This window comes from Streptomyces sp. NPDC046876 (assembly GCF_040645035.1).
In the GTDB taxonomy this organism is placed as follows: domain Bacteria; phylum Actinomycetota; class Actinomycetes; order Streptomycetales; family Streptomycetaceae; genus Streptomyces.
The window spans coordinates 99,371-125,831 of the sequence record NZ_JBEYXK010000008.1; the positions used below are offsets into that span (position 1 = coordinate 99,371).

Annotated in this window: 24 protein-coding genes and 1 pseudogene; 3 read left to right on the forward strand and 22 right to left on the reverse strand. The window is 72.8% G+C overall.

All coding sequences use genetic code 11. The features are described 5' to 3' along the window. Nucleotides 1-11: 11 nt before the first annotated feature. The 15 genes and pseudogenes from ABZ924_RS07655 to proS form a co-directional block, all read right to left on the reverse strand. Nucleotides 12-1,646, reverse strand: coding sequence for a YifB family Mg chelatase-like AAA ATPase (locus tag ABZ924_RS07655; protein WP_361905621.1), 1,635 nt, complete (start codon nucleotides 1,644-1,646; stop codon nucleotides 12-14). Next, the gene (locus tag ABZ924_RS07660; RefSeq protein ID WP_361905623.1) at nucleotides 1,646-2,017 is read right to left on the reverse strand and encodes a YraN family protein; all 372 of its coding nucleotides are present in this window, start codon (nucleotides 2,015-2,017) and stop codon (nucleotides 1,646-1,648) included. The genes ABZ924_RS07655 and ABZ924_RS07660 overlap by 1 nt, the downstream gene beginning before the upstream one ends. Before the next feature lie 126 nt (nucleotides 2,018-2,143). Continuing rightward, nucleotides 2,144-2,452, reverse strand: coding sequence for a DUF2469 domain-containing protein (locus ABZ924_RS07665; protein ID WP_014675276.1), 309 nt, complete (start codon nucleotides 2,450-2,452; stop codon nucleotides 2,144-2,146). A 55-nt stretch (nucleotides 2,453-2,507) separates the two neighbouring features. Then, nucleotides 2,508-3,014, reverse strand: coding sequence for an NUDIX hydrolase (locus ABZ924_RS07670; RefSeq protein ID WP_361905624.1), 507 nt, complete (start codon nucleotides 3,012-3,014; stop codon nucleotides 2,508-2,510). Beyond that, on the reverse strand, nucleotides 3,004-3,816 hold the full coding sequence (gene lepB, locus ABZ924_RS07675; RefSeq protein WP_361905626.1) for a signal peptidase I: 813 nt from the start codon (nucleotides 3,814-3,816) through the stop codon (nucleotides 3,004-3,006). Before lepB (ABZ924_RS07675) ends, ABZ924_RS07670 begins: the two co-directional genes overlap by 11 nt. A 42-nt stretch (nucleotides 3,817-3,858) precedes the next feature. Then, on the reverse strand, nucleotides 3,859-4,755 hold the full coding sequence (gene lepB / locus ABZ924_RS07680) for a signal peptidase I (protein ID WP_361905628.1): 897 nt from the start codon (nucleotides 4,753-4,755) through the stop codon (nucleotides 3,859-3,861). Continuing rightward, nucleotides 4,709-5,804, reverse strand: a pseudogene (gene lepB, locus ABZ924_RS07685) (signal peptidase I); the annotation flags it as partial. The gene lepB (ABZ924_RS07680) and the pseudogene lepB (ABZ924_RS07685), both read right to left, overlap by 47 nt. After that, nucleotides 5,785-6,552: a signal peptidase I gene (gene lepB, locus ABZ924_RS07690; RefSeq protein WP_361905630.1), complete on the reverse strand. Its 768-nt coding sequence runs from the start codon at nucleotides 6,550-6,552 to the stop codon at nucleotides 5,785-5,787. The pseudogene lepB (ABZ924_RS07685) and the gene lepB (ABZ924_RS07690), both read right to left, overlap by 20 nt. A gap of 44 nt (nucleotides 6,553-6,596) precedes the next feature. Beyond that, nucleotides 6,597-6,947 carry a 50S ribosomal protein L19 gene (gene rplS / locus ABZ924_RS07695; RefSeq protein WP_361905632.1) on the reverse strand — a complete coding sequence of 117 codons (351 nt, stop codon included), beginning with the start codon at nucleotides 6,945-6,947 and terminating at the stop codon, nucleotides 6,597-6,599. 133 nt (nucleotides 6,948-7,080) lie between these two features. Further along, nucleotides 7,081-7,902, reverse strand: a complete 822-nt coding sequence (gene trmD, locus ABZ924_RS07700) for a tRNA (guanosine(37)-N1)-methyltransferase TrmD (RefSeq protein WP_361905634.1) — start codon at nucleotides 7,900-7,902, stop codon at nucleotides 7,081-7,083. Continuing rightward, a complete protein-coding gene (rimM, locus tag ABZ924_RS07705; RefSeq protein WP_361905636.1) occupies nucleotides 7,902-8,453 on the reverse strand; it encodes a ribosome maturation factor RimM in 552 nt (183 codons plus the stop codon). The genes trmD and rimM overlap by 1 nt, the downstream gene beginning before the upstream one ends. Before the next feature lie 79 nt (nucleotides 8,454-8,532). After that, complete coding sequence (locus tag ABZ924_RS07710) at nucleotides 8,533-8,772, reverse strand: RNA-binding protein (RefSeq protein ID WP_007266827.1); 240 nt, start codon at nucleotides 8,770-8,772, stop codon at nucleotides 8,533-8,535. Nucleotides 8,773-8,774: 2 nt separating this feature from the next. After that, nucleotides 8,775-9,215: a 30S ribosomal protein S16 gene (gene rpsP / locus ABZ924_RS07715; RefSeq protein WP_361905637.1), complete on the reverse strand. Its 441-nt coding sequence runs from the start codon at nucleotides 9,213-9,215 to the stop codon at nucleotides 8,775-8,777. A gap of 185 nt (nucleotides 9,216-9,400) precedes the next feature. Beyond that, complete coding sequence (locus ABZ924_RS07720) at nucleotides 9,401-10,000, reverse strand: hypothetical protein (RefSeq protein WP_361905639.1); 600 nt, start codon at nucleotides 9,998-10,000, stop codon at nucleotides 9,401-9,403. A 211-nt stretch (nucleotides 10,001-10,211) separates the two neighbouring features. Beyond that, nucleotides 10,212-11,624 carry a proline--tRNA ligase gene (proS, locus tag ABZ924_RS07725; protein WP_361905641.1) on the reverse strand — a complete coding sequence of 471 codons (1,413 nt, stop codon included), beginning with the start codon at nucleotides 11,622-11,624 and terminating at the stop codon, nucleotides 10,212-10,214. Nucleotides 11,625-11,755: 131 nt separating this feature from the next. Between proS and ABZ924_RS07730 the strand changes: the two genes are divergently transcribed. After that, complete coding sequence (locus ABZ924_RS07730; RefSeq protein WP_361905643.1) at nucleotides 11,756-12,433, forward strand: methyltransferase type 11; 678 nt, start codon at nucleotides 11,756-11,758, stop codon at nucleotides 12,431-12,433. A 37-nt stretch (nucleotides 12,434-12,470) separates the two neighbouring features. On the opposite strand, the gene ftsH is transcribed toward ABZ924_RS07730, so the two are convergent. The 6 genes from ftsH to ABZ924_RS07760 all read right to left on the reverse strand — a co-directional run bounded on the left by ftsH (nucleotide 12,471) and on the right by ABZ924_RS07760 (nucleotide 22,239). Further along, the gene (gene ftsH, locus ABZ924_RS07735; protein ID WP_361905645.1) at nucleotides 12,471-14,432 is read right to left on the reverse strand and encodes an ATP-dependent zinc metalloprotease FtsH; all 1,962 of its coding nucleotides are present in this window, start codon (nucleotides 14,430-14,432) and stop codon (nucleotides 12,471-12,473) included. Between the two features lie 128 nt (nucleotides 14,433-14,560). Next, nucleotides 14,561-16,126: a signal recognition particle protein gene (gene ffh / locus ABZ924_RS07740; protein ID WP_361905647.1), complete on the reverse strand. Its 1,566-nt coding sequence runs from the start codon at nucleotides 16,124-16,126 to the stop codon at nucleotides 14,561-14,563. A 300-nt stretch (nucleotides 16,127-16,426) separates the two neighbouring features. Then, nucleotides 16,427-18,850 carry a [protein-PII] uridylyltransferase gene (locus tag ABZ924_RS07745; protein WP_361905649.1) on the reverse strand — a complete coding sequence of 808 codons (2,424 nt, stop codon included), beginning with the start codon at nucleotides 18,848-18,850 and terminating at the stop codon, nucleotides 16,427-16,429. 15 nt (nucleotides 18,851-18,865) lie between these two features. Further along, on the reverse strand, nucleotides 18,866-19,204 hold the full coding sequence (locus ABZ924_RS07750; protein ID WP_361905651.1) for a P-II family nitrogen regulator: 339 nt from the start codon (nucleotides 19,202-19,204) through the stop codon (nucleotides 18,866-18,868). Next, complete coding sequence (locus ABZ924_RS07755; RefSeq protein WP_361905653.1) at nucleotides 19,201-20,553, reverse strand: ammonium transporter; 1,353 nt, start codon at nucleotides 20,551-20,553, stop codon at nucleotides 19,201-19,203. Before ABZ924_RS07755 ends, ABZ924_RS07750 begins: the two co-directional genes overlap by 4 nt. Nucleotides 20,554-20,880: 327 nt before the next feature. Further along, nucleotides 20,881-22,239: a hypothetical protein gene (locus ABZ924_RS07760; protein ID WP_361905718.1), complete on the reverse strand. Its 1,359-nt coding sequence runs from the start codon at nucleotides 22,237-22,239 to the stop codon at nucleotides 20,881-20,883. Nucleotides 22,240-22,799: 560 nt separating this feature from the next. Here ABZ924_RS07760 and ABZ924_RS07765 point away from each other — a divergent pair. Continuing rightward, nucleotides 22,800-23,468, forward strand: coding sequence for a bifunctional DNA primase/polymerase (locus tag ABZ924_RS07765; protein WP_361905655.1), 669 nt, complete (start codon nucleotides 22,800-22,802; stop codon nucleotides 23,466-23,468). 131 nt (nucleotides 23,469-23,599) lie between these two features. On the opposite strand, the gene ftsY is transcribed toward ABZ924_RS07765, so the two are convergent. Then, nucleotides 23,600-24,820, reverse strand: coding sequence for a signal recognition particle-docking protein FtsY (gene ftsY / locus ABZ924_RS07770; protein ID WP_361905657.1), 1,221 nt, complete (start codon nucleotides 24,818-24,820; stop codon nucleotides 23,600-23,602). A 147-nt stretch (nucleotides 24,821-24,967) separates the two neighbouring features. Between ftsY and ABZ924_RS07775 the strand changes: the two genes are divergently transcribed. Beyond that, the gene (locus tag ABZ924_RS07775) at nucleotides 24,968-26,458 is read left to right on the forward strand and encodes a cytosine permease (protein WP_361905659.1); all 1,491 of its coding nucleotides are present in this window, start codon (nucleotides 24,968-24,970) and stop codon (nucleotides 26,456-26,458) included. Nucleotides 26,459-26,461 lie beyond the last annotated feature (3 nt).

The window sequence follows — 26,461 nt, forward strand, 5'->3', positions numbered from 1 at the left end:
CGGCGGCGCGGTCATGACCCGGCTCCCGGGGCCAGCAGGGCGCCGCGGGCGATGCCGGTGCGCAGTTCCAGGGCGACGGCCGCGTCCAGGGCGTCGGGGCGGTCATTGCCCCGCAGGTCGGCCACGGTCCAGGCGACCCGCAGCACCCGGTCCAGGCCGCGGGCGGTGAGCAGACCCCGCTCCAGCTCCCGCTCCGCCTGGGCCAGTGCCCCCGGCGCGGCGGGCCAGCGGGTGCGCAGCTCATGCCCGGGCACCTCGGCGTTGACCCGCCACGGGGTGCCCTCCAGCCGGGCCGCGGCGCGCTCCCGAGCCGCGCGGACCCGCTCGGCGACCGCCGCGGTGGCCTCGCCGCGGCCGCGGCCGCCGAGCAGGTCGGAGCGGCTGACCGGCTCGACCTCCACCCGCAGGTCCACCCGGTCCAGCAGCGGCCCGGACAGCCGCGCCTGGTAGCGCCGGACCACCGAGGGCGGGCATTCGCAGCCGGTGCCGTGCGCGGTGTGCCGCCCGCAGGGGCAGGGGTTCGCCGCGAGCACCATGAGGAAGCGGGCGGGCAGCTGCACCACCCCGGCGGCCCGGGCGATGACGACCCGCCCCGATTCGAGGGGCTGGCGCAGTGCGTCGAGCGCCTTCGCGCTGAACTCGGCGGCCTCGTCGAGGAAGAGCACGCCGCGGTGGGCCAGCGAGACCGCGCCCGGCCGGGGCACCCCCGCCCCGCCGCCGACCAGGGACTGCATGGTCGCCGAGTGGTGGGGCGCGCAGTACGGGGGCCGCAGGACCAGCGGATCGCCGGGCGGCAGGATGCCCGCGACCGAGTGGACGGCCGTGACCTCGAGGGATTCCTGCCGGCCGAGCGGCGGCAGGATCCCGGGGATCCGCTCGGCCAGCATGGTCTTGCCGGCGCCCGGGGGCCCGCTGAGGAAGAGGTGGTGGCCCCCGGAGGCAGCCACCTCCAGGGCCCGGCGGGCAGCATGCTGCCCGGCGACGTCGGCGAGGTCGGGGAGGTCCGCCTCGGCCCCCGCCCCCGCCCGGCCCGGGGAGATCCCGGTGCCCAGCCCCGCGCCCGGGAGCAGCAGGCCGGCCGGTACCGCGCCCGGCGGTCCGGCCCGGTCCGGCGGTTCCTCCTCGGGGACCTCCCCGTCGGTCAGGACCGCGATCAGCTGCCGCAGGGTCCGGACGCCGAGGACCGCGACGTCCGGGACGAGCGCGGCCTCGGCGGCGCACGGCTCGGGCACCACCACATGGCGGTGGCCCGCCTCGGCCGCGGCGAGGACGGCCGGCAGGATGCCGGGCACCGGGCGCACCCGGCCGTCCAGCCCCAGTTCCCCGATGAGCACCAGATCGGCGATGACGGCCGGATCCACCACCTCGGCGGCGCCCAGCACGGCGGCCGCCACGGCCAGGTCGAAGCCGGCGCCCGATTTGGGCACGGAGGCCGGGCTGAGCCCGACGGTGAGCTTCTTCTGCGGCCAGGCCGCGCCCGAGTTCACGACGGCGGCCCGGACCCGGTCCCGGCTCTCGACCAGGGTCTTGTCGGGCAGCCCCACCAGGGTGAAGGCCGCGACCCCGGGTTCGAGATCGGCCTGGACCTCCACCACCACGCCCTCGACGCCCACCAGGGCGACCGAGCAGGCCCGTGCGAAGCCCATCACGCCACCCCCCGCACGTGCTCCACGACCGGCGCGCCGCGCCGCGGCAGCAGGACGCCCACCAGGTCGATCCGCACGCCGCCGGGCGGCGGTCCGCCGTGGTCGGCGAGCCAGCGCCCGGCGAGCCGGCGCAGCCGCTCGGCCTTGCCCGCCCGCACGGCGGCCATGGGATGTTCGAAATCCCCCGTCCGGCGCGTTTTGACCTCGCACACCACGAGGGCGTCCCCGTCCCGCGCGACGATGTCGATCTCCCCGCTGCGGCACCGCCAGTTCCGCGCGATGACGGTCATCCCCGCCTCGGTCAGCCGCCGTACCGCGAGCTCCTCGCCGTACCGCCCCAGTGCCTGCCGTGCCACGTCCTTCGCGTTCATCGGGCACCACCTCCGCCCCCGACGATCCCGGGGGCGCGCCCGACGAGTGGATCTTTGTGGACGGTCAGGCCGTTGTGGACAAGCCGCTCACCCCCAGGGGTGAGACCAGGGCCGTGACCTGCGGGATCAGCCGCCCGGCAGTTCGAGGTCGCTCTTGTTGAGCTCCTCGATGTTGACGTCCTTGAAGGTCAGCACCCGCACCTGCTTCACGAAGCGGGCCGGCCGGTACATGTCCCAGACCCAGGCGTCGGCCATGGTGACCTCGAAGAACACCTCCCCCTGGACCGAGTGGACCTGCATCTCGTAGTCGTTGGTGAGGTAGAAGCGGCGTTCCGTCTCGATCACGTACTTGAACAGCCCGACGACGTCGCGGTACTCCCGATAGAGCTTCAGCTCCATCTCGGTCTCGTACTTCTCGAGGTCCTCGGCGCTCATGGCATGTTCCCCTTCAGCCGTGCGTCCCCCTATTGTGCGCCAGGCCGGGGCCCCCCTAGACGATTTCCGGCGCCAGGACCACCGGCGCGCCCGGAGGTCCGTCGTCGAGCAGCGTACGCAGCAAGACCGCGAGCCGCTTCGGATACACCGTTTCCCGGGCCGCGAGGAGCTCCGCGGAGGTCCACCACCGGGTCCCGGTGACGCTGCGCCGCTCCAGCTCCGTCAGCCCGCCCATCTCGGTGCGTGTCTGCGCGGTCCGGGCCAGGTAGTACCACTCGTCCTGCTCCCAGCGCCGCCCGTCGAACGGGAAGGAGCAGTACCGCTGCCACACGACCGGCCCGAGCTCGACCTCGGTGATCCCGGTCTCCTCGGCGAGCTCCCGCAGGGCGGCCTCCTCGCGGCTCTCCCCGTCCTCCAGGCCCCCGCCCGGCGTGAACCACCAGTCGACGCCCGGATCGTCCGGTTCGAAGCCGTGCAGCAGCAGGATCCGGTCCTCGGGGTCGAGCAGGATCACCCGGGACACCTTGCGCGGGCCGTCCGCGGCGGCCGGCTCAGCGGGCACCGGCCGGCTCCCCCGCGCGCCCGCGCCCGCGGCCCCGCCCCAGCATCCGCGCGAGCGGCCCGTACGCGGCCCCCAGCACCACCAGCGCCGCCCCGGCGCCCACGGCGGCCAGCTGCAGCTTCAGCGGGCCCGCCTTCGAGGTCCCGCCGGGCAGGGCGTCGTATGTCTGCGGCCGCGCGAGCATGGTCATGGACGGCCAGGCCACGGCGTCGACCCGGGCCCGGACCGCCGAGCGGGGCACGGTCCCCTGGCCGGCCTCCTGCAGGTGGGCCCGGGAGTCCAGCGAGGCGGAGCGCCGGTCGCCCAGCAGGAAGAGGTTGCCGTCGGGCACCGTCACCTCGAACGGGGTGTCGGAGGGCGCAGCGATGCCCGTGATCGGGTCCGGGCGGCCCTTGTCGGGGTCGACATAGGGCTCGTCGAGCTCCTTGCCGTTCACCGTGAGCCGGCCGCCCTGGCCGCAGCACTTCACGGTGTCGCCGCCGATGCCGACGACCCGCTTGACCATGGGAGAGTCGCTCCACATGGCATCAGTAAAGACGACCACGTCGCCGCGGCGCACCCGGCCGCCGTCGATCCGCTGGGCGAGCACCCGGTCACCGGGCTTCACGGTCGGCATCATCGAGTCGGTCGGCACGGTGTACGGCTGGTAGACCAGCGCCCCCCACACGAAACCACCCAGGAAGAGCACGAAGCCGACGGCCACGGCGATGCCCGACAACACGTTGCCGATACCGCCGCGGCCGTCCTTTCCACCGCGTATTGCCTGCGTTGCTTGCGCTCCGCTTGCCTGCGTTCCGCCCATTGCAGCGCCCCCACATCCGGGATCGACGACCTGGGCGGCACCCTACCTGTCGGTAGTCCTGCTGGTCAGCCCCCTGCGGCGGCGCCACAGCACGACCGGGACCGCCCCGGCGAGCCCGAGCGCGGCCGGTCCGACCCCGATGGCCTTCGCCGGGGCCTGGTCTCCGATGCCGGGCTGGTCGAAGGTGTCCGGGATCGGCAGGGTCGCCCAGCGGGTGACCGGCCAGGCCACCACCACGGCCCGGCCGACGACCTTGTCGACCGGCACGAAGCCCTGGGTGGAGTCCTGCATGTGGTAGCGGGAGTCCTGGGAGTTCTGGCGGTGGTCGCCCATCACCCAGATCTTTCCCTTGGGCACGGTGATCGGGCCGAAGGGGGCGTCGTCGCAGGGGGTGTTGCCGGGGAAGATGTACGGCTCGTCGAGCTCCTTGCCGTTGACGACGACCGGGCCGCCCTTCTTGCACTCGACCGTGTCCCCGCCGATGGCGATGGTCCGCTTGATCAGGTCCTTCTCGTCCGCGGACGGCATCAGACCGATCTTGCTGAGGATCTGCTGCGCGAAATTGGGCTCCGGGGTGGGCTCCCCGGCCAGCCAGCTCGCCGGGTCGTGGAAGACCACGACCTCGCCGCGCTCGGGCTCCGAACCGAACCAGGGGGTCAGCTTGTCCACGAGCACCCGGTCGCCGCGCTGCAGGGTGTTCTGCATGGAGTCGGACGGGATCGAGAACGCCTGCACCAGGAAGGTCTTGATCAGCAGGGCGAGCAGCAGGGCGATACCGATCAGGAGCGGGAGCTCCTTCCAGAACGACCGGTGCGGGCGCGCCTCGGCGCCGTCCTCCGCGCCGTCGTCGCTCTCGCGGGCATCGCGCTCGGCATCGCGCTCGGCACCCTCCGGCCGCTCCTCGCCTTCGTCGCGTCCGGACCGCGCGCCTACCGCCACGTCCCCCACATCCACTCCTCACTCGGAATTGCCGCCCCGCGCCGAACCGGTCACGGGTCCTCCCCTCCCTTAACGAGCGGGAGTTCCCTAGGGCTCGGGAGACCGAGGACACACTATGCGACGGGCACGCCCCGGCGGCGCCCGCGGCGGCCGCGTCGTCGGCTGCGTTGCTGATCGGGGACCGTGCGGAAGGTCGCGGGCTGCTCCAGCTTGCGCCAGTGGTCGAACGGCCAGGCGATGACCACGGCCCGCCCCACGACGCCCTCCTCGCCGATCGTGCCCTGGAAGGCCTCGTCGAGGTGGAAGCGGGAATCGGCCGAATTCGCGCGGTGGTCGCCCATGACGAACAGCCGTCCGGGCGGTACGTGCACCTCAAACCGGATGTCGGAGGGGGAATTGCCGGGATTGACGTACGGCTCCTCGAGCGGCGCGCCGTTGACGGTGACGCGGCCCTTGGCGTCGCAGCACGCGACGGTGTCGCCGCCGACCCCGATGACCCGCTTGATCAGGTCCTGCTCGTCGGCCGAGGGCAGCAGGCCGATGAAGGTCAGCGTCTGCTTGATCTGCTTGACGCCGACGGGGTCCTGCGGCGGGCGGGCGGCCTCGCCCCGCAGCCAGCCGCCGGGGTCCTTGAAGACGACGACGTCCCCGCGCTCGACCTTCGAGCCGAACCACGGGGTCAGCTTGTCCACGAGGACCCGGTCGCCGATCCGGATGGTCTGCTCCATGGAGCCGGACGGGATGAAGAACGCCTGCACCAGGAAGGTCTTCAGGAGCAGGGCGATGCACAGGGCCGCGACGACCAGCAGCGGCACCTCGCCGGCCCGGCGGGTGCGCCGGCGCCTGCGGACCTTGCGGGCCAGCCGGCGCCGCTCGGCCCGGCCCCCCGCCTCCGGCGGCGCGGCGGAGCGCCGGGGTCCGGCGGAACGCTGCGGCTCGGCCGAAGCCTGCGGCTCCGCCGGTCCCTGCGGCTCGGGCTCGCGCTCCGGCTGCGGCTCCGGACCGCGCTCGCGGCGCGGCCTCCCCCGGCTACCCATGGCCGCCCGCATCCGCGGCGCCCCAGCGCGCGGGGGGCCAGCCGATCCAGTCGGCCCGGCCGATCACCTTCTCCACGGGCACCATCCCTCCGCCGGGCTCACCCAGGTGGTCCCGGGAGTCGCGGGACTGGGACCGGTGGTCGCCCATGACCCACAGCGTGCCGAGCGGCACGACGATCCGGAACGGCACGCGCGACGGCGTGTCGCCGGGGTACAGGTACGGCTCCGCCACGGGCACTCCGTTGACCTTGATCCGCCCGTCGGCATCGCAGCAGACCACGTCGTCGCCGCCCACGCCCACGACCCTTTTGACGAAGTCGGTCTCGGACGGCTCGCCGATCCCGAGGGCGGAGCCCGCGCCGCGCAGCAGCCCGGCGAGCGGGCCGGCCTCGGCCTTCTCCCGTACGAAGGAGCCGGTGCCGTCGAAGACCACCACGTCCCCCCGTTTCGGCTGCGCGCCGAAACGGTACGCCAGCTTGTTGACCAGCACCCGGTCGCCGACCTGGAGCGTCGGCTCCATGGAGCGGCTCGGGATCAGGAAGGGCTGGACGACGAAATGGCTGAGCAGCAGCAGGAAGACCGTGCAGAGCGCGCCGAGCGCCGCGGCCCGCCGCCATCCCGAAAGCCGCCGCCCGCCCGGGAGCGCGGGCCCGGGACCGCCCTCGGGACCGCGCCCGCGCCCCAACGCAGAACGCGGCCGCCCCTCCCCCGTGTCGGGGGAGGAGTGGCCGCGCTGTGTGAGCTCTGCTTCGGTGTCCATCGGGGGCGAGCCTATCCGGCCGTCCCCTGGATCCGGAGAGGAGATCAGCGGTCGCGCTTCTCCTTGATCTTCGCGGCCTTGCCGCGGAGCTCACGGAGGTAGTACAGCTTGGCGCGACGGACGTCACCGCGGGTGACGAGCTCGATCTTCTCGAAGATCGGGGAGTTCACCGGGAAGGTGCGCTCGACGCCGACGCTGAAGGAGACCTTGCGAACGGTGAAGGTCTCGGAGACGCCGGAGCCCTGGCGGCGGATGACGACGCCCTTGAACTGCTGGATACGGGAGCGGTTGCCCTCGATGACGCGGACGTGCACGTTGATCGTGTCACCCGGGCGGAAGTCCGGGACGTCGGAGCGCAGCGTGGCGGCGTTGACGCTGTCGAGCAGGTGAGACATGTTCTTCGTCTGCTTTCTTCGCACGACGCCACAGGTCGCCGATGCGGGTTTTCGTAGAGAATTCTTCAGCCGGGTCACTCGGCGGACGACGGTCCCCCTGTGGCAGGGGCGTACGCGAGCACACAGCAGCCGCTCATTCTTCCACGGCCCGGGGCCTGCGCCAAAATCGGCCGTCGGCGGTCGGCTGCCAGCCCAGGATGCTCAGCAGCTCGCGGTCCTTCTTGTCGAAGGCGGACGCCTCGCAGCGCTCGATCAGGTCCGGCCGGTTCTGCGCGGTGCGGCGGAAGGCCTCGTCCCGGCGCCAGCGGGCGATCTTCCCGTGGTGGCCGCTGAGCAGCACCTCGGGGATGCCGCGGCCGCGCCAGGTCGGCGGCTTCGTGTACACGGGCCCTTCGAGCAGGTTCTCCATCTCGCCGGGCGCGAAGGAGTCGTCGCGGTGGGACTCGGCGTTGCCGAGCACACCGGGCAGCAGCCGGGCCACGGCCTCGGTGACCACCAGGACGGCGGCCTCGCCGCCCGCGAGGACGTAGTCGCCGATGGAGACCTCGTACACCGGCATCCGCGTCGCGTACTCGTCCATCACGCGGCGGTCGATGCCCTCGTAGCGGGCCGGCGTGAAGATCAGCCAGGGCCGCTCGGAGAGCTCGACGGCCAGCTCCTGGGTGAAGGGGCGGCCGCTGGGCGTGGGGACGACCATGACCGGGCCGTGCGCGCCGGACTCGTACCCGTCGGCCAGCGCCTCGTCGAGGGCCTCGCCCCACGGCTCGGTCTTCATGACCATGCCGGGGCCGCCGCCGTACGGGGTGTCGTCGACCGTGTTGTGCCGGTCGTAGGTCCAGTCGCGCAGGTCGTGGACGTGGACGTCGAGCTGCCCGCGGGCCCGTGCCTTGCCCACGAGGGAGACGTTCAGCGGTTCCAGGTACTCGGGGAAGATCGTGACGACGTCGAGCCGCATCAGTCCTGGTCCCCGTTGTCGCGCGAGGAGACGATCTCGGCGCGGTCGTCGATCAGCCCGGGCGGCGGGGTGATGACGCAGCGCTGCTCCTCCAGGTCGATCTCGGCGACGATCTCCTCGACGAAGGGGATCATCACCTCGGAGCCGTCCGGCCGCTCGACGATGAACAGGTCCTGCGAGGGCAGGTGGGAGATCTCGGTGATCCGGCCGACCTCCGTGCCGTCCTCCAGCACCACGTCCAGGTCGATGAGCTGGTGGTCGTAGTACTCGTCCTCCTCCTCCGGCAGCTCGGAGGGGTCGACCTCGGCGATCAGGAGGGTGTTGCGCAGCGCCTCGGCGGCATTGCGGTCCTTGACGCCCTCGAACCGGAGCAGGAGGCGGCCGCTGTGCACCCGGCCCGTCTCGATGGTCAGGGGACCCGCCGTGGCCGGTTCGGTCTGCAGGACCGCGCCGGGCGCGAGCCGCAGCTCCGGCTCGTCCGTCCGCACCTCGACGGTGACCTCACCCTTGATCCCGTGGGCGCGGCCGACCCGCGCGACTACCAGCTGCACTGCATCTCTCCTGTTCAGACGACGACGGGCCGGGGCGGGCACGTATGCCCTCCCCGGCCCGTGCCGGTGATTCAACTGCTCAGCGGACCTGGTCCACGTCGACGAGGTCGACGCGGATGCCACGGCCGCCGATGGCTCCCACGACGGTGCGCAGGGCACGTGCGGTGCGGCCGTTGCGGCCGATCACCTTCCCGAGGTCGTCCGGGTGGACCCGGACCTCGAGCACCTGCCCGCGGCGCAGGTTGCGCGAGGCGACCTGCACGTCGTCGGGGTTGTCCACAATGCCCTTTACGAGGTGCTCAAGAGCCTCCTCGAGCATGATCAGGCCTCGGTCGACTCGGCGGCGGCCTCAGCCTCGTCCGCCTTCTTGTCGGCCTTCTTCGCCTTCTGCGTGATGGCCTCGCCCTTGCCCTCGCCGATGCCCTCGAGGGCCTTGGCGAACTCCTCGAAGGAACGACGCTTGTCTTCCTTCGTGGCCGGCTGCAGCAGCGGCGCCGGGGCCGGCAGGCCCTTGTGCTTCTGCCAGTCGCCGGTGAGCTTCAGGATGGCGAGAACGGCGTCGGTGGGCTGGGCGCCGACCGAGAGCCAGTACTGCGCACGCTCGGCGTTGACCTCGATGCGCGAGGGGTTGTACGTCGGCTGGTAGATGCCGATCTCCTCGATCGCGCGGCCGTCCCGGCGGGTGCGGGCGTCGGCGACGACGATGCGGTAGTGCGGAGAGCGGATCTTGCCGAGGCGCTTGAGCTTGATCTTGACTGCCACTGGAGTGGTGTCTCCTGAACTTGACGTGGTGGGGCACTTGAGATGCCACGTGGGGTTGCGGTACTCGGGTGCCCGATGGACGCGTCAGCCGGAGGAGAGAGGGGTCCTGTGCGACTGTCGAGTACAGCTTGCCATTGTGCCACATGCCCGGCGCACCTCCGCGCGGGGGCCGGACCTCCCGCAGTTCAGGAGGCTGCCGCGACCACCGCGACCTCGGGGATGCGGAAGGGCTTCATACAGCCGCCGCAGACGATCGGCGCCTGCGCCAGCACGGACGGCACGACCCGCACGTTGCGCCCGCAGTCGCAGACCGCCTTGACGCGGACACCGCCGCCGGAGGAGCCGTGGCGCGCCGCCGGCCCGCGGAAGCTGCGCTTGGTGTCCGCCATGGTGGCCGCCGTGTGCGCCTTCAGGGCGCGCTGGAGCCGCTCCATGGTGGGCCGGTAGCGCTTCTTCGCCTCCGCGTTGAGCGTGACCAGGGAGAAGCCGCTGCTGGCATGCGGCTCGTCCGAGTGGTCCAGGCCCATCTCCTCGGCGATCGCGAGGAATCTGCGGTTGTGGTAGCGGCCGGCCCGGGAGGTGTCGCGCACTCCGCGGGCGGCGGCGATGCCGTGGACTGCCTCGTGCAGCAGTCGCTCGAAGGAGAGCTCGGCGCCACAGGCGGACGAGGACTCTCCGATCAGGGACTCGGGCGCGGCAAGATCGGGCAGCTCGGGGTGGTACCGCTGAATGTCGGCCCACGCCTGCGCCAGCTCTGCGGCGAGAACAGGTGGTGTCGTGCTCACGTCGTGACAACGAGCCGAGGTGCCCCGGTGTTCCGATTCCGGGCCATTCCAAAATTTTTTGCACGTACCCGTCAGTTCAGCCTGATGCGTCCCGACGAGGACCCATGCGCCGATCCCAGGAGGAGTCGGTACGTAACGACGACCGGTACGCCTCAGCCCCGGCGCGGCTGGGGCCGGGCGCCGGGGCTGAGGCGGAGCAGTGCGGTGGCGGTCAGTACGAGCGCGCGACGATGGCGAGGGTACCGGGGGCGTCGTCGGACTCGGGCACCGACCCGTCCTCGGCGATCAGGCAGCGCACGGTGACGGCCTGCTCGCCCAGCTTGGCCTCGCCCTCGGGGCCGAGGTCGGCCCACGGGATCCGGGCCCAGCCGCCGGCGATCGCGGCCTCGGCCGCCTCCTCCAGGGTGGAGACGTCGCTGGTACGGGCCTCGCGGCGCTCGCGGGACTCGCGCAGCAGCTGCGCCTGGTCCTCGTCCAGCACCTTGGGCAGCAGGTCGGCGAGGGCGTCGATCTGCACCGGCTCCTTGCCGCCCGGGATCCGGCGGGCGAGCATCGCGGTGCCGGCCTCCAGGTCGCGGGGGCCGATCTCGATGCGGACCGGTACGCCCTTGAGCTCCCAGTCCACGGCGCGGCGGCCGAAGGGGATGTCGACCCGGTCGTCCACGTGGACCCGGATGCCGGCGGCCTTCAGGCGGTCGCCGAGCTCGCGGACCTTGGCCACGGCCTCGTCGCCCTTGATCGCCATGACGACGACCTGGACGTGGGCCAGCCGCGGCGGCACGCGCAGGCCGTTGTCGTCGCCGTGGGACATGATCAGACCGCCGACCATGCGGGTCGAGACGCCCCAGGAGGTCTGCCAGACGAACTCCTGCTTGCTGTCCTTGGACAGGTACTGGGTGTTGAACGCCTTGGCGAAGTTCTGGCCGAGCTCGTGGCTCGTGCCCATCTGCAGGGCCTTGCCGTCGCCCATCATGCCCTCGAGGGTGAGGGTGTTGATGGCGCCCGCGAAGCGCTCCTTGGGGGTCTTGCGGCCGAGCACGACGTCGATGCCGAGCACGTTGACCATGAAGTCGCCGTACACGTCGCGGTGGATCCGGGCCGCGTAGTCGCGGGCGTCCTCGTACGTGGCGTGGGCGGTGTGCCCCTCCTGCCACAGGAACTCGCTCGTCCGGAGGAACACGCGCGGACGCATCTCCCAGCGCACCACGTTGGCCCACTGGTTGATGAGCAGGGGCAGGTCGCGGTAGCTCTGGACCCACTTGGAGAAGTAGTCGTTGATGATCGTCTCGGACGTCGGCCGGACCACGACCGGCTCCTCGAGCTGCTTGCCGCCACCGTGGGTGACGACCGCGAGCTCGGGGGCGAAGCCCTCGACGTGCTCGGCCTCCTTGGTGAGGTAGGCCTGCGGGATGAACATCGGGAAGTAGGCGTTCTGGGCGCCCGCTTCCTTGATGCGCGCGTCCATCTCCTGCTGCATCCGCTCCCACAGCCCGTAGCCGTACGGCCGGATGACCATGGTGCCGCGCACCGGGCCGTTGTCGGCCAGCTCGGCCTTGTTGATCAGATCCTGGTACCAGCGGGGGAAATCCTCCGCCTGGGGGGTGAGAACGGGAGCCTTTGCCATGGCGCGAATGGTACGGCGCCGGGCGCTCGATGCGTGAATCGGGTGGCGCAGTCCTCTGGACGCCGGGGCGAATGGGGAGTTCTCTGGCAACGGGGGCAAGGGGGCGACAAGGAATCAGGAGCGCTCTTTCGATGACACCGACGCCGACGGCCACGCTCGTCGCCCGGGACTGGGCCGAGATCCAGGAACGGATGCTGGTACCGCTGTACGAGGCGGTTTTCGACCGGCTGGAGGTCGGTCCGGGCGACCGGCTGCTCGGCCTGGACTGCGGCGCCGGGCTGGCCCTGCTGCTGGCCGCCGGGCGGGGCGCCGCCGCCACCGGGGTGGAGGCGGAGCCGGCGCGGCGGGCGCTGGCGCGCGAGCGGCTGCTGGAGGTGGCGGCGGCCCCGCCGGGCGGCTCCCGGCCCTACGACGTGCTGCTGGGCTTCGCGCCGTCCGCGGCGGCCCTGGACGCGGCCCTGCCGGCCGTCCGGCGGGGCGGGGCCGTTGTCCTGGCCGACTGGGGGCCGCCGGAGCGGTGCACGGTGCCGGCGGTGCTCGGCGGCGGCCCCGCACCGCACGACCTGGACTCGCTGGTCGCGGGGGCCGGGCTGCTGCCCGACGGCTCCGGGCGGGTGTTCTGCCCGTTCGGGTACGCGGATGCGGACAGCGCAGTGCGCGGGCTGGTCTCGACGGGGCTGTACGACGCCCCGGGGGACCCGGCGCAGCTCGAGAAGGAGCTCGCCGAGGCGCTTCACCCGTACGAGCGAAGTGACGGTTCCGTCTGGCTGCCGAACATCTTCCGCTACGTGATCGCCCGCGTGCCCTGACCGGCCGGCCGGCCGGGCCGCCCCGCGGGAGCCGCGCTCACTTGGCCGTGCGGGGGATGCCGGCCGTGGCGTAGGCGGCGGCCTCGTCGAGGGTCTCGTGCTCCAGCAGCGCCTCGGCGAGGGCGTCGAGTTTCGGCCGGTGTTCGCGCAGCAGCCGGCACGCCTCCGCGTAGCACTCGTCCACGATCCGCCGCATCTCGACGTCCACCGCGTCGAGGGTGGCGGGTGCCGCCACGAGGCCGTACGGGCTCTGCGCGTCCGACGGGATCGCGGTGAGCCGGCCGATCCGGTCGCTCATGCCCCAGCGGCCGACCATGGCGCGGACGATGTTGGTGACCTGTTCCAGGTCGTTCTCGGAGCCCGTGGTGATCACGTCGTACACGGTGTGCTCGGCCGCCATGCCGCCGAGCGCCCCGATGATCCGGCCGCGCAGGTACTGCTCCGTGTACGCGTAGCGGTCCGCCTCCGGGGTGGACAGGGTGACGCCCAGCGCCCGGCCGCGCGGCACGATGGTGATCTTCCGGACCGGGTCCGCGCCGGGCTGGAGCATGCCCAGCAGTGCGTGCCCGCTCTCGTGGTACGCGGTGCGGCGGCGCTCCTCCTGCGGCATGACCAGCGGTCGTTCCGCGCCGAGCTGGACCTTCTCCAGGGCCTCGGAGAGATCGGCCCGGGTGACCGCGTCCCGCTTCCGCTTGACCGCGAGGAGGGCGGCCTCGTTGGCCAGGTTGGCGAGTTCGGCGCCGGTCATGCCGGGGGTCGTCGCGGCCACGTGCGCCAGGTCCACGTCGGGGGCGAGGGGGATCTCGCGGGTGTGGATCTTCAAGATGGCCTCGCGGCCGCTCTTGTCGGGCGGGGAGACCGTCACCGTGCGGTCGAAGCGGCCGGGCCGGGTCAGCGCCGGGTCCAGGACGTCCGCGCGGTTGGTCGCGGCGATCACGACGACGCCCTCCGAGCCGGAGAAGCCGTCCATCTCGGTCAGGATCTGGTTCAGGGTCTGTTCGCGCTCGTCGTGGCCGCCGAGGCCGCCGCCGGCTCCGCGGGCCCGCCCGATGGTGTCGATCTCGTCGATGAAGATGATCGCGGGGGCGACCTTGCGCGCCTCGGCGAACAGCTCGCGGACCCGGGAGGCGCCGACGCCGACGATCATCTCGATGAACTCGGAGGCCGAGGCCGAGAAGAACGGCACGCCCGCCTCGCCCGCGACGGCGCGCGCCAGCAGGGTCTTGCCGGTCCCGGGCAGGCCGGACAGCAGCACGCCGCCGGGCATCCGGGCGCCCATCCGGCGGTACTGCTGCGGGTTCTTCAGGAAGTCGACGACCTCGCTGAGCTCCGCCTCCACCTCGTCGATCCCCGCCACGTCCTCGAAGGTGCTGCGCTTGGCGCCCGCCTGGAGCTCCACGGGCCGGGGCGGCGCCTTGCGGCCGAGGCCGCCGAGGCCGCCGCCCAGGGCCGAGCCCATCCGGCGGGCGATGAACACCCACAGCAGGACCAGCAGCAGCATCGGGGCGAGCGAGAGCAGGAGGTTGGCCAGGAAGCTGCGCTGCACGACGACCGGGGAGGCGGTCACGGTCACGTGCTGCTTGGTGAGCTCGGCCCACAGGTTGTCGTCGGCGAAGGCGGGGCGCTGGGTGACGAACTTGGTGTAGTCGCCCTTGCCGCCGTCGGGCAGCGCCTGCTCGGCCTTCAGCTCGCCCTGGATCCGGTCGCCCTTGGAATAGATCTTCGAGACGTTGCCGGCGCCGACCTGCTTGCTGAACTCGGTGTACGAGATCGTCGGCTCGCCGCCCTCGTTGAAGAACGACAGGACCACGTTGGTCAGCAGGAAGACGATCAGGGCGGCGAGGATCAGTCCGCGCCAGCCGCCCGGCATCCGCCGCCTCGGCGGAGGGGTGGGCGGCGCACCCTCGGAGCGCCAGGGGGTGTCGGCCCGGTCGCGGGGCGGTGCGGGGGTGGGGCTGGGCACCGTGGCCTCCTTACTGCCGTCCCCCCGGCCGACCATAAGGGATATTCCGGACGGCGGCTTCCGCACGGACCCGGCAGCGGGTCCCGTACGCACGGGGCCCCGGCCGCACCGAGCGACCGGGGCCCGCACGCACTCCACGAGCTACTGCGTGAACTGCTGCAGAACTACTTCATGAACTTCTTGAACTCGTCCGGCAGGTCGAAGTCCTGGCCGTCCGGGCCGCCGGCCGGCAGGCCGAACGGGTTGCCGGCGGGCTGGGCGCCCTGCGGGCCCTGCTCGCGGCGGGCGGCAGCGGCCGCCTCCTCCGCCTTGCGCTTCATCGGGTTGCCGCTCTGGCGCTTGCCCTTGGCCTGCTTGACCTGCTTCTTCTGCCGGCCGGGACCGCCGCCCATCCCCGGGATGCCCGGCATGCCCGGCATGCCGCCGCCCTGGGCCATGCGGGACATCATCTTGCGGGCCTCGAAGAACCGCTCGACCAGGCTCTTCACCGCGCTGACCTCGACGCCGGAGCCCTTGGCGATGCGGGCGCGGCGCGAGCCGTTGATGATCGTCGGGTCCTGGCGCTCGGCCGGGGTCATCGACTTGATGATCGCGGCGGTGCGGTCCACGTCGCGCTCGTCGATGTTGTTGATCTGGTCCTTGATCTGGCCCATGCCCGGCAGCATGCCGAGCAGCTTGCTGATGGAGCCCATCTTGCGGACCTGCTCCATCTGGGACAGGAAGTCGTCGAGGGTGAACTCCTTCGGCCCCTTCGCCAGCTTGGCCGCCATCTTCTCGGCCTCGGCCTGGCTGAAGGTCTTCTCGGCCTGCTCGATCAGGGTGAGCATGTCACCCATGTCGAGGATCCGGCCCGCCATGCGGTCGGGGTGGAAGGCGTCGAAGTCGTCGAGCTTCTCGCCGTTCGAGGCGAACATGATCTGCTTGCCGGTGACGTGCGCGATGGAGAGCGCGGCGCCACCGCGGGCGTCGCCGTCGAGCTTGGACAGCACCACGCCGTCGAAGCCGACGCCGTCGCGGAAGGCCTCGGCGGTGTTGACCGCGTCCTGACCGATCATGGCGTCGACGACGAAGAGGATCTCGTCCGGGCTGACGGCGTCGCGGATGTCCGCGGCCTGCTGCATCAGCTCCTGGTCGATGCCGAGGCGGCCGGCGGTGTCGACGATGACGATGTCGTGCTGCTTGGTGCGCGCGTACTCGATGGAGTCCTTGGCCACCTGGACCGGGTCTCCGACGCCGTTGCCCGGCTGCGGGCCGTAGAAGCCGACGCCGGCGCGCTCGGCGACGATGCTCAGCTGGTTGACGGCGTTCGGGCGCTGGAGGTCGCAGGCAACCAGCAGCGGGGTGTGGCCCTGGCCCTTGAGCCAGAAGCCGAGCTTTCCGGCGAGGGTGGTCTTGCCCGCGCCCTGGAGGCCCGCGAGCATGATCACGGTCGGGGCGGTCTTGGCGAAGCGGAGGCGGCGGGTCTCGCCGCCGAGGATGCCGACGAGCTCCTCGTTGACGATCTTCAGGACCTGCTGGGCCGGGTTCAGGGCCTTGGAGACCTCTGCGCCGCGGGCGCGTTCCTTGACGTTCGCGATGAAGGAGCGGACGACCGGGAGGGCGACGTCGGCCTCGAGGAGGGCGATACGGATTTCCCGGGCCGCCGCGTCGATGTCGGCCTCGCTCAGGCGGCCCTTGCCGCGAAGGCTCTTGAAAGTCGCGCTGAGGCGGTCGGAAAGCGTATCGAACACGGTGGTCGCGATTCCTCGGGTCGGGGCGGGGTGGTCGTACCCCAGGGTATCGGTCCGAGCCACCGGCCCGGCCCTGCGGGCGCTTTTCCCCACCCCGCCCCTTCCCGAAACCGGGGGCTCCGCCCCCGGACCCTCCCCTACCGCTGGGGGTACCCCCCGCGCCTCAAACGCCGGCGAGGCTGGAAAATCCAGCCCGCGCGGCGTTTGAGCGCACCGGGCGCGAAGCGCCCGGAACCGGGTCCGGGCAGAGCCCGGCGGGAAGGGGCGGGGAGGGGAATCGCTCCGCGCAGCGGAGGCGGCTTACGACAGAGCGGCGGCCAGGGCTTCGGTGACCTTGGTCGCTTCGGACGGGGCGAGGGGTTTGCCCTCGGCGGTGGTGACGTACAACGAGTCGACCGCGTTGGCGCCCAGCGTGGAGACGTGGGCGCTGCGGACGCGGACGCCGGCGCCCTCCAGGGCCCGGCCGATCCGGTGCAGGAGCCCGACGGCGTCGGGGGCGCGGACCTCCAGGACGGTGGCCAGGGAAGAGACCCCCGGGACCGCCCTGACCCGGGGCGGCGGGGGGACCACCCCCCGGCGGCGCGGGTACGCCGCCTCCCGCTCGGCGAGCTTCGCCGAGACGTCGAGGGACCCGTCCAGCACCCGGATCAGGTCGCTCCGCAGCCGCGCCGCCTCGGGCAGGGACCCGTACTCGGCGGCCACCCGCCAGCGCAGCACGAGAACCTCGCCGAGCCGATCGGGAAGCTCCAGGGACCGCAGATCGGCGGCGCGGACGGTGAGGCGGTGCAGGGCCAGGACCCCGGCCACCGCGGGCAGCACGCCCGGCTGGTCGGGGACGGCGACGGCCAGTTCCACCCCGACGGCGTCCTCCTCCTGCCGGGCGTGCAGCGCCAGCACCGGCTCCCCGGTCCGCAGCGCCTCCACGGCGAGCCGCTCCTCCTCGGCGGAGGGCGCCGGGTCGGGCTCGTCGGGGACGGGGGCCCCGCCCAGGACGGCCGCGACCCGCGCGACCAGGTCGGCCACGAGCGAGGCCCGCCAGGCCGACCAGGCCGCCGGCCCGGTGGCGAGCGCGTCGGCCTCGGTGAGGGCGTGCAGGAGCTCCAGCGTGCCGGGGCTGCCGACGGCCTCGGCGACCGCCCGCACGGTGGCTGGGTCGTCCAGGTCGCGCCGCGTCGCGGTCTCCACCAGCAGCAGGTGGTGGCGGACCAGCGCGCCCAGCACGTCGGCGTCGGCCGCGTCGAAGCCGACCCGCAGCGCGGTGTCGCGGGCGATGGTCTCCCCCACGACGGAGTGGTCGCCGGGCCACCCCTTTCCGATGTCGTGCAGCAGCGCCGCCATGAGCAGCAGGTCGGGCCGGCCGACCCGGCGGGTCATGGCGGAGGCCCGGACGGCGGTCTCCACCAGGTGCCGGTCCACGGTCCAGGTGTGCACGGGATTGCGCTGCGGGCGGCAGCGGACGCGCTCCCAGTCGGGCAGGAGCGCGGAGATGATCCCCTCGGCCTCCAGCGCCTCCCAGACCCCGACGGTGGGCTCCCCCGCACCGAGCAGGGTGAGCAGCTGCTCCCGCGCCTCGCCCGGCCAGGGCACGGGCAGCGGCCTGCCGTGGGCGGCGAGGCGGCGCACGGCGTGCAGCGAGACCGGCAGCCCGGCCTGGGCGGCGGCCGCGCCGAGCCGCAGCGGCAGCACGGGGTCGCGTTCGGGCCGGGCGGCGAGGGCGAGCACGGCCTCGCCGTCGGACTCGACGACCCCCTCGGCCAGCGGGGCCCGTTCCCCCGCGGGGGCGCCGCGGCCGCCGAGGAGTCCGCGCAGCCGGGGCCGGGCGGCGCGGGCGCGCAGGACGCGGCCGACCTCGCGCCAGGTGACGTCGGCGGCGTAGGCGACGGTCCGGGCGGCCTCGTACACCTCGCGCAGGAGCGCGTCGGCGTCGGCGAGGCCGAGCCGGGCGGCGACCTGGGCCTGTTCCTGCAGGGCGAGGCGGTCGCCGGCGCGCCCGGTGACGAGGTGGAGGGCGTCACGGGTGTCGAGCAGCCGGCGGCGGGCGTCGGCGAGCCCCTCGCGGGGGGCATCGGCCAGCCAGGAGGCGGCGACGGCGCGCAGGGCGGCGGCGTCGCGCAGGCCGCCGCGTGCCTCCTTGAGGTCGGGTTCGAGGAGGAAGCGCAGTTCGCCGGAGCGTTCGGCCCGTTCGCGGCACAGGGCGTGCAGCTGGGGCAGCCGTTTGGCGGCCTGGTTGCGCCAGTCGGCCAGGACGGAGGTGCGCAGGCCCGCCAGCAGTCCGGCGTCGCCGGCGACGGGGCGGGCGTCGAGCAGCCCGAGGTGGACCTTGAGGTCCTCGGCGGCGGTCTTGCGGGCCTCGCCGGGGGTGCGGACGGAGTGGTCGAGGGAGAGTCCGAGGTCCCACACGGGGTACCAGAGGCGGTCGGCGAGCCGGGCCAGGTCGGCGGGGGCGGCCTTGCCGTCGTGGAGGAGCAGCAGATCGAGGTCGCTGCGGGGGGAGAGTTCGCCGCGCCCGTAGCCGCCGACGGCGACGAGGGCGGCGCCGCGCACGCCGATCTCGCGTGCGGCGGTGGTGAACAGGGCGTTCAGCCAGTCGTCGGTCAGCCCGGCCAGCGCGGAACGCCGCGAAGGCCCGGACCGCGACTCCTCGTGGAGGAGCCGCAGCCGGGCCGCGGCGTAGCCGCCGGTTCCGGGGTCGGAGGTGTCCGTGTTGTCTTCCACGCTCGTCACCCAGGTTCTCCCTCGTCAGAGCGCTTCGGCGCCGCGCTCACCGGTGCGGACGCGGATCAGGGCGTCGACGGGGACGCTCCACACCTTGCCGTCGCCGATCTTTCCGGTGCGGGCGCCCTGCACCAGGATCTCCATGACGGACTCGGCGTCGTCGTCCTCGACGACGACCTCGATGCGGATCTTCGGTACGAGGTCGACGGTGTACTCGGCTCCGCGGTAGACCTCGGTGTGTCCGCGCTGGCGGCCGTATCCGCTGGCCTCGGAGACGGTCAGGCCCTGGACCCCGTAGCGCTGGAGGGCGTCCTTGATCTCGTCCAGCCGGTGCGGCTTGACGATCGCGGTGATGAGCTTCATGCGTCAACCTTCTTGGTCGCGGCGGCAGCGGTGGTGTGGACGGCGGTGCTCCGGGAGGAGGCGCCGCCGCCGGCTCCGCTGAAGTCGTAGGCGGTCTCGGCGTGCTCGACCTGGTCGATGCCGGAGACCTCGTCGTCCTCGCTGACGCGCATCCCCATCGTCTTGTCGAGGAGGAGGGCGAGCACCGCGGACGCGACGAGAGAGTAGGCGAGGACGGAGAAGACCCCGATGGCCTGCTTGCCCAGCTGCTCCAGGCCGCCGCCGTAGAAGAGGCCGGCCGCGTCGGACTGGACCCCGCCTGTGGCGAAGAAGCCGACGAGGAGGGAGCCGACGACGCCGCCGACGAGGTGGACGCCGACCACGTCGAGGGAGTCGTCGTAGCCGAACTTGTACTTCAGGCCGACGGCCATGGCGCACAGCAGGCCGGCGATGGCGCCGATGGCGATCGCGCCGAGCGGGGAGCAGGAGCCGCCGGAGGGGGTGATGGCGACGAGGCCGGCGACCGCGCCGGAGGCGGCGCCGAGGGTGGTGAAGGAGCCGTGGCGCAGCTTCTCGTACGCGAGCCAGGCGAGCATGGCGGCGGCGGTGGCGACCTGGGTGTTGACGAACATGACGGCGCCGACGCCGTCGTCGTTGCCGAGCCAGGATCCGGCGTTGAAGCCGAACCAGCCGAACCACAGCAGGCCGGCGCCGAGCATCACCAGGGGCAGGCTGTGCGGGCGCATCGGGTCCTTCTTGAAGCCGACGCGCTTGCCGATGACGAGGATGACGCCGAGGGCGGCGGCGCCGGCGTTGATGTGGACGGCGGTGCCGCCGGCGAAGTCGATGACGCCCAGGTCGAAGAGCCAGCCGCCGGTGCCCCAGACCCAGTGGGCGACGGGGAAGTAGACGAGGCTGACCCACAGGGCGGTGAACAGGGCCCAGGCGCTGAACTTGACGCGGTCGGCGAGGGCGCCGCTGATCAGGGCGGGGGTGATCACGGCGAACATGAGCTGGAAGACGGCGAAGACGTAGACCGGAATGGTGTAGCCGTCCCAGAGCTCGGTGATGCCGATGCCGCTGAGGCCGACGTAGTCGGAGTTCCAGCCGATGATGCTGCCGGAGTCCGTGCCGAAGGCGAGGCTGAAGCCGTAGAGGACCCACAGGATCGTGACGATCCCGAGGCTGATGAAGCTCATCATCAGCATGTTGAGGGTGCTCTTGACGCGGACCATGCCTCCGTAGAAGAAGGCGAGGCCCGGGGTCATCAGCATGACCAGGGCGGAGCAGATGAGCATGAACCCGGTGTTCGCGGCAGAGAGCGTCGGGGCGTCTGCCGCGAGGGTCGTGATGGCTGCTGCTGAGGCCATCGGCGTCTCCTCGTCGTCGGTACGTTCGCGTGCGGGCGATCGTGAAAACCTGAGCGGCGCAAGGCGTAAGGCCGGGGGTGGGGCCTGGGGGCTGGCCGGTTATTGGCCCTGAGATTCGCGCAGGCCGGTTTCCGGCGGTGCCGCTCGATGTTTCGCGCCCGTGACGAAGAGGTCGGACGTGTTACGCGTCCATGAACGGGTCGGGTGGGGGGTGGTGCGGTACGGCCGGCCGCGGCAGCACCCGGGAGACCTGGCTGGGGGAGCCTGATCGGGCTTCACGGGGTGTCTGCCGCGGCCGGGGCCTTGGGGGCGGCCCGGGGAGGGCCGTCAGACGGCCTCCGCGGCCTCGGGGAGGCGCGAGGCGAGGTGGTCGGTGAGCCGGACGATCTCGGCGACGTCGCCGTACTCACGGGCGGCGGTGTCGACGGTCTTGCGCAGCCGGGTGTTCACCCTTTCGGACCGCACCTTTCCGGCCACGTCGAGGGCGCGGTCCACGAGGACGGCGGCCTGCTCGGGCTCGCGCTGGAGCAGGTGGACGGTGGCCATGCCGATGAGGTTGAGGGCGTAGGAGCGCTGGTGCTCCTCGTCCTTCTGGAAGAGCTCGACGGCGCGCTCCATGACGGGTTCGGCCAGCGAGGCGTACATGGGGCTGCGGCCGGCGACGTAGGCCAGGTCGCGGTAGGAGTGGGAGTTCTCGCCGTTGAGCTCGGCCTCGGAGAAGAAGCGGATCCAGTCGGGCTCGGGCTCGCCGCCGAAGCCGACGTCGCCGAAGGTGTCCTCGGCCATGCGGACGGCCCGCTTGCAGCGGCTGGGCTGGCCCATGTTGGCGTAGGCGCGGGCCTCCATCGCATACAGCATGGCCTGGGTGCGGGGGCCTGCGCAGTCGCGGCTGCCGTACTGGGCGAGGTGGATGAGCTCCAGGGCGTCCTCGGGGCGGCCGAGGTGGATCATCTGGCGGCTCATGTTGGAGAGGATGTACGAGCCCAGCGGCTTGTCCCCCGCCTCCTTGGCGGCGTGCAGCGCGAGGACGAAGTACTTCTGGGCGGTGGGGTGCAGGCCGACGTCGTAGCTCATCCAGCCGGCGAGTTCGGCGAGTTCCGCGGCCACTTTGAACAGCCGCTTCATGGCCGGGGCCGGGTGGTTCTCCTGGAGCAGGTCGGTCACCTCGTGCAGCTGGCCCACGACGGCCTTGCGGCGCAGTCCGCCGCCGCACTGAGCGTCCCACTGCCGGAACATCACGGTGGTGGCTTCGAGGAGGTCGAGCTCCGGCTCGGAGAGCCTCGGCGGGCGGTGGCCGCCGGGCGCGCCGACGGTCAGCGGCTCGCGGACGCCAGGGTCGGCGGCCGGGACCGGGACGAGCCAGCGCTGCATGGGCTCGATGAGGGCGGGGCCCGCGGAGAGGGCGAGGGAGGTGCCGAGGAAGCCCCGGCGGGCCAGCATCAGGTCGCTGCGCGAGAACTCGCTGAGGAGCTCGACGGTCTGGGGGCCGGCCCAGGGCAGGTCGACGCCGGAGACGGAGGGCGTCTGGTGGGCGGTGCGCAGGCCGAGCTGCTCGATGGCGACGACGGAGCCGAACCGCTCGGAGAACAGCTCGGAGAGGATCCGCGGGACGGGTTCGCGGGGCTGTTCGCCGTCGAGCCAGCGGCGGACGCGGGAGGTGTCGGTGGAGATGTGGTGGGCGCCCATCTGGCGGGCCCGCCGGTTCACCTGGCGGGCGAGCTCGCCCTTGGACCAGCCGCTGCGCACGAACCAGGAGGTGAGCTGTTCGTTGCGGGCGGCCGGGCCCGCAGCGTCCGGGACGTCCGGCACGTCGGGCTCCGCGCTCGTTCCGCTTGCGCCGCTGCCGCTCACTGGAACGCCCCCATCCGCTCTGGCTCCTCGCACGAAAACCCTGGCCGGGACGGCGCCTGCCGCCGGGGACCTTCACAGGTCCCTCACACCTTGCCTCCGGCATAACCACACATCGGTCCGCTGCCGGGGTTCGTGCACTGAAAGTAATCCTACGATCACCCCTCCCGCGAGGTCGATTCCAGAAACGCCACCATTCGCCACCCCTTCGAATGAACTCGCCACCGGCCAGGCGCGATTCACTTGACAGCGAGGCGAAACGATCGGTTGGACAGGAGTGCGCTCGGGGCGCGCGCGGCGAGGAGTGCGCCGGGCCGTATCGCCGGGACCCGGGCCCGAACCCGCCCTGCCGACGTCGTAACCACCGGCGCGTCCGACCCGTTGGAGGGGGCATGGGCATGGGCTTCACGATCGGCGGCAGCCGCAGCACCAAGGAATTCCGCTCCGCCGCCCGGCGGCGCGGACGCACGTCGGAGTGCACGGCGGTGGCGGAGTACACCGGCCTGTGGGGCTGGGACGTGGTTCCCGGGGCCCGGGCCGCCGCACCGGCCCGCGACTGCTCCTGCGGCCGGGCGCAGTGCGCGGCTCCCGGGGCGCACCCGCTGCCCCTCGCACCGACGGTCCCCGCGGGCGCCACCCTCGACCGAGTCACCGAGATCTGGGGCGAGTACCCGGGCGCGGCGGTGCTCCTCCCCGTGGGCCGCGGCTTCGACGTCATCGAGGTCTCCCAGGAGGCCGGGCGCCGGGCGCTGGTCCGCCTGGAGCGGATGGGCCTGCCGCTCGGGCCGGTGACCGCGACCCCCGACGGCCGCGCCCAGTTCTTCGTGGCCCCGGGCGCGGCGGCCGAGCTGCCGCAGCTGCTGTACCGGATGGGCTGGGACGACGCGGACCTGGACCTGCAGGCCCTGGGCACGGGCGCCTACGTGACGGCGCCGCCGTCCGACCACGCGGGCCTCGGTCCGGTGAGCTGGCTGCGCCCGCCCGCCCTGGACTGCGCGGGCGGCCCGCCGCAGGCGCGGCTGCTGCTCGGCACCCTCGCGTACATCTGCCACCGCCTGCGCCGCTGACCGCAGCCGCGGCCCGTACGGCGCCGCCCCCTCGGTCCGTACGTACGCCGGCGCCCCCGGGTTCCGTGCGGAACGCGGGGGCGCCGGCGTGTGCACGGGCCGCCGCGGGGCGGCGCCGTACGGGGCGGGGCTCAGTCGCCGATCAGGGCGTCGACGAATGCCTCCGGCTCGAAGGGGGCGAGGTCGTCCGGGCCCTCGCCGAGGCCGACGAGCTTGACCGGGACGCCGAGCTCGCGCTGGACGGCGACGACGATGCCGCCCTTGGCGGTGCCGTCGAGCTTGGTCAGGACGATGCCGGTGATGTCGACGACCTCGGCGAAGACGCGGGCCTGCATCAGGCCGTTCTGGCCGGTGGTCGCGTCCAGGACGAGCAGGACCTCGTCCAGCGGGCCGTGCTTCTCCACGACGCGCTTGACCTTGCCGAGCTCGTCCATCAGGCCGGTCTTGGTGTGCAGGCGGCCGGCGGTGTCGATGAGCACCACGTCGGCGCCCTCGGCGATGCCCTCCTTGACCGCGTCGTAGGCGATCGAGGCGGGGTCGCCGCCCTCTGGGCCGCGCACGGTGCGCGCCCCGACCCGCTCGCCCCAGGTCTGGAGCTGGTCGGCGGCGGCGGCGCGGAAGGTGTCGGCGGCGCCGAGCACCACACTGCGGCCGTCGGCGACGAGGACGCGGGCCAGCTTGCCGGTGGTGGTGGTCTTGCCGGTGCCGTTGACGCCGACGACCATCACGACGCCCGGGGTGTCGGTGCCGCTCTCGGTCTTCACCGCGCGGTCGGAGTCGGTGCCGACCAGGGTCAGCAGCTCCTCCTTGAGCAGGGTGCGCAGCTCCGCCGGGGTGCGGGTGCCGAGCACCTTGACCCGCTCGCGCAGCCGGTCGACCAGCTCCTGCGTCGGGACGACGCCGACGTCGGCGATGAGGAGCGTCTCCTCGATCTCCTCCCAGGTGTCCTCGTCGAGGTGCTCGCGGGAGAGCAGCGTGAGCAGCCCCTTGCCGAGGGAGTTCTGCGAGCGCGCGAGGCGGGCGCGCAGGCGGACCAGGCGGCCCGCGGTGGGCTCGGGCACCTCGATCTCGGGTGCGGCCGGCAGCTCGGGCTCGGCGACCGGCGCCTCCGCGGGCGGGGCGGGCGCCGCCTCGGCCTCGGGGAGGGCGACCTCCTCGATCGTGCGGCGCGGCTCTTCGACCGTCGTTGCGGCGTCCTCCCCCACCTGCGGTTCTGCGGGCGGGGCAGTGATGGTCGGCGTGGTGGGCGGGGCCGGCGGCAGCTGCTTCTTCTTGCGGCTGGTGACCAGGAGCCCGCTGATCACGCCGACCGCGACCAGGGCGATGACTACAGCAAGGATGAGGATGTCCATAACGGCACCAGTATCGGCCACGGCCTCCCCGGGCCACGGACACCGAGGGCCCGGAGCGGACCGTAAGGGCCTATTTGTTGTATAGGCAGTAAATCTACAATGATGGGCGACTTGCCCACCCGTACCCGCCCCTTCCGGAGAAACCGCATGTCCGCCGAGCCCGCAGACGGCGCGCTGGAGCACCCGACGACCGAGACCGCGATGGAGACCCGCGGCCTCGAACCCGTCCCCGACGCCGAGCGCACCGGCCGGGTCCGCGAGCTGGTCCCCACCTGGGTCGCCGCCAACATCAGCGTGCTGCTGCTGACCATGGGCGCCGGCCTGGTGATCTTCAACGAGCTCAACATCTGGCAGGTGCTCGTCGTGGCGGTCGCCGCGCCCGTGGTCTCGTACGGGCTCGTCGGCCTCATCTCGATCGCGGGCAAGCGCGGCGGCGCCCCCGGCATGGCGCTGTCGCGGGCGGTGTTCGGCCAGCGCGGCAACCTGTTCCCCGGCGCCCTGATCTGGGTGGCGCGCTGGGGCTGGGAGACCATCAACGCGGTCAGCGGCGCCTTCGCCATGCTGACGGTGCTGGACCTGCTGTTCGGCGTGCGGAAGAACACCGCGCTGGTGGTGGTCACCCTGCTGCTCTTCGTCGGCTGCACCTTCCTCGTCTCCGGCCTCGGCATCAGCGCGCTGCGCGCGTGCTCGACCTGGTCGACGTACCTCTTCGGCGCCTTCAGCGTGCTCGTGCTGGGCTACCTGGTCGCCGAGACCGACTGGGCGGCCGTCCTCGACAAGCCGGCCGGCTCCACCGCGATGATGGTCGCGGGCATCGGCACCATCGCCGCCGGCGGTATCAGCTGGGTGCCCTCCGGACCGGACTTCACCCGGTACCTGCCGCGCACGGCCTCCGCCCGGGGCATGGTCGGCGCCACCGTCGGCGGGGCGGCCGTGGTCGTCGTGCCGATGGTGCTGATGGGTGCGGTCATGGCGGTCGGCACACCGGACCTGGCCTCCGCGCAGGACCCGGTCTCCTTCATCGGCAGCCTGCTGCCCGCCTGGATCGCGGTTCCGTACCTGCTGATCGCACTCATCGGCATGCTGCTGATCAACTCGATGTCCATGTACTCGGCGGGCTTCACGGCGCAGACGCTCGGCATCAAGGTGCCGCGGGCCGCTGCGGTCAGCGTCAACGCCGTGATCAGCCTGGTCTTCGGCTTCCTGCTGATGGTGGTCGCGAGCAGCTTCTTCGGCTCGTTCATCTCCTTCCTGACCCTGCTGGCGGTGGCCTTCTCCGCGTGGATCGGCGTCTTCGGCGTGGACATGCTGCGCCGGACCTCGTACGACGGCGCGGCCCTGCTCGACACCACCCCGGGCAGCGCCTACTGGTACCGGGGCGGCTTCGCCTGGCAGGCGATGACCGCCTGGGGCACGGCGCTGGCGGTGGGCCTGCTGTTCACCGAGGTCGACTGGTTCGCCGGCCCGCTCGCCGGCACCTGGGTCGGGGCGAACGGGCTGGGCTGGGCGGCCGGCATCCTCACCTCCGGTGCCCTGTACGCCGTACTGCCGCGCACGGCGCAGGAGAGCGGGCCCGCGCCCGCGCCGACGTCCGCGCCGGAGCCGGCACCCGAGCCCGCCGGATCCCTGGCCGACTGACGC

What these genes read in the sequence shown, in the direction of transcription:
- ABZ924_RS07655 (WP_361905621.1), bottom strand. Translation starts at nt 1,646, where the DNA reads ATGGGCTTCGCACGGGCCTGCTCGGTCGCCCTGGTGGGCGTCGAGGGC.
- ABZ924_RS07660 (WP_361905623.1), bottom strand. Translation starts at nt 2,017, where the DNA reads ATGAACGCGAAGGACGTGGCACGGCAGGCACTGGGGCGGTACGGCGAG.
- ABZ924_RS07665 (WP_014675276.1), bottom strand. Translation starts at nt 2,452, where the DNA reads ATGAGCGCCGAGGACCTCGAGAAGTACGAGACCGAGATGGAGCTGAAG.
- lepB (WP_361905626.1), bottom strand. Translation starts at nt 3,816, where the DNA reads ATGGGCGGAACGCAGGCAAGCGGAGCGCAAGCAACGCAGGCAATACGC.
- lepB (WP_361905630.1), bottom strand. Translation starts at nt 6,552, where the DNA reads ATGGACACCGAAGCAGAGCTCACACAGCGCGGCCACTCCTCCCCCGAC.
- rplS (WP_361905632.1), bottom strand. Translation starts at nt 6,947, where the DNA reads ATGTCTCACCTGCTCGACAGCGTCAACGCCGCCACGCTGCGCTCCGAC.
- trmD (WP_361905634.1), bottom strand. Translation starts at nt 7,902, where the DNA reads ATGCGGCTCGACGTCGTCACGATCTTCCCCGAGTACCTGGAACCGCTG.
- ABZ924_RS07710 (WP_007266827.1), bottom strand. Translation starts at nt 8,772, where the DNA reads ATGCTCGAGGAGGCTCTTGAGCACCTCGTAAAGGGCATTGTGGACAAC.
- proS (WP_361905641.1), bottom strand. Translation starts at nt 11,624, where the DNA reads ATGGCAAAGGCTCCCGTTCTCACCCCCCAGGCGGAGGATTTCCCCCGC.
- ABZ924_RS07730 (WP_361905643.1), top strand. Translation starts at nt 11,756, where the DNA reads ATGACACCGACGCCGACGGCCACGCTCGTCGCCCGGGACTGGGCCGAG.
- ftsH (WP_361905645.1), bottom strand. Translation starts at nt 14,432, where the DNA reads ATGGTCGGCCGGGGGGACGGCAGTAAGGAGGCCACGGTGCCCAGCCCC.
- ABZ924_RS07750 (WP_361905651.1), bottom strand. Translation starts at nt 19,204, where the DNA reads ATGAAGCTCATCACCGCGATCGTCAAGCCGCACCGGCTGGACGAGATC.
- ABZ924_RS07755 (WP_361905653.1), bottom strand. Translation starts at nt 20,553, where the DNA reads ATGGCCTCAGCAGCAGCCATCACGACCCTCGCGGCAGACGCCCCGACG.
- ABZ924_RS07760 (WP_361905718.1), bottom strand. Translation starts at nt 22,239, where the DNA reads ATGGGCGCCCACCACATCTCCACCGACACCTCCCGCGTCCGCCGCTGG.
- ABZ924_RS07765 (WP_361905655.1), top strand. Translation starts at nt 22,800, where the DNA reads ATGGGCTTCACGATCGGCGGCAGCCGCAGCACCAAGGAATTCCGCTCC.
- ftsY (WP_361905657.1), bottom strand. Translation starts at nt 24,820, where the DNA reads ATGGACATCCTCATCCTTGCTGTAGTCATCGCCCTGGTCGCGGTCGGC.
- ABZ924_RS07775 (WP_361905659.1), top strand. Translation starts at nt 24,968, where the DNA reads ATGTCCGCCGAGCCCGCAGACGGCGCGCTGGAGCACCCGACGACCGAG.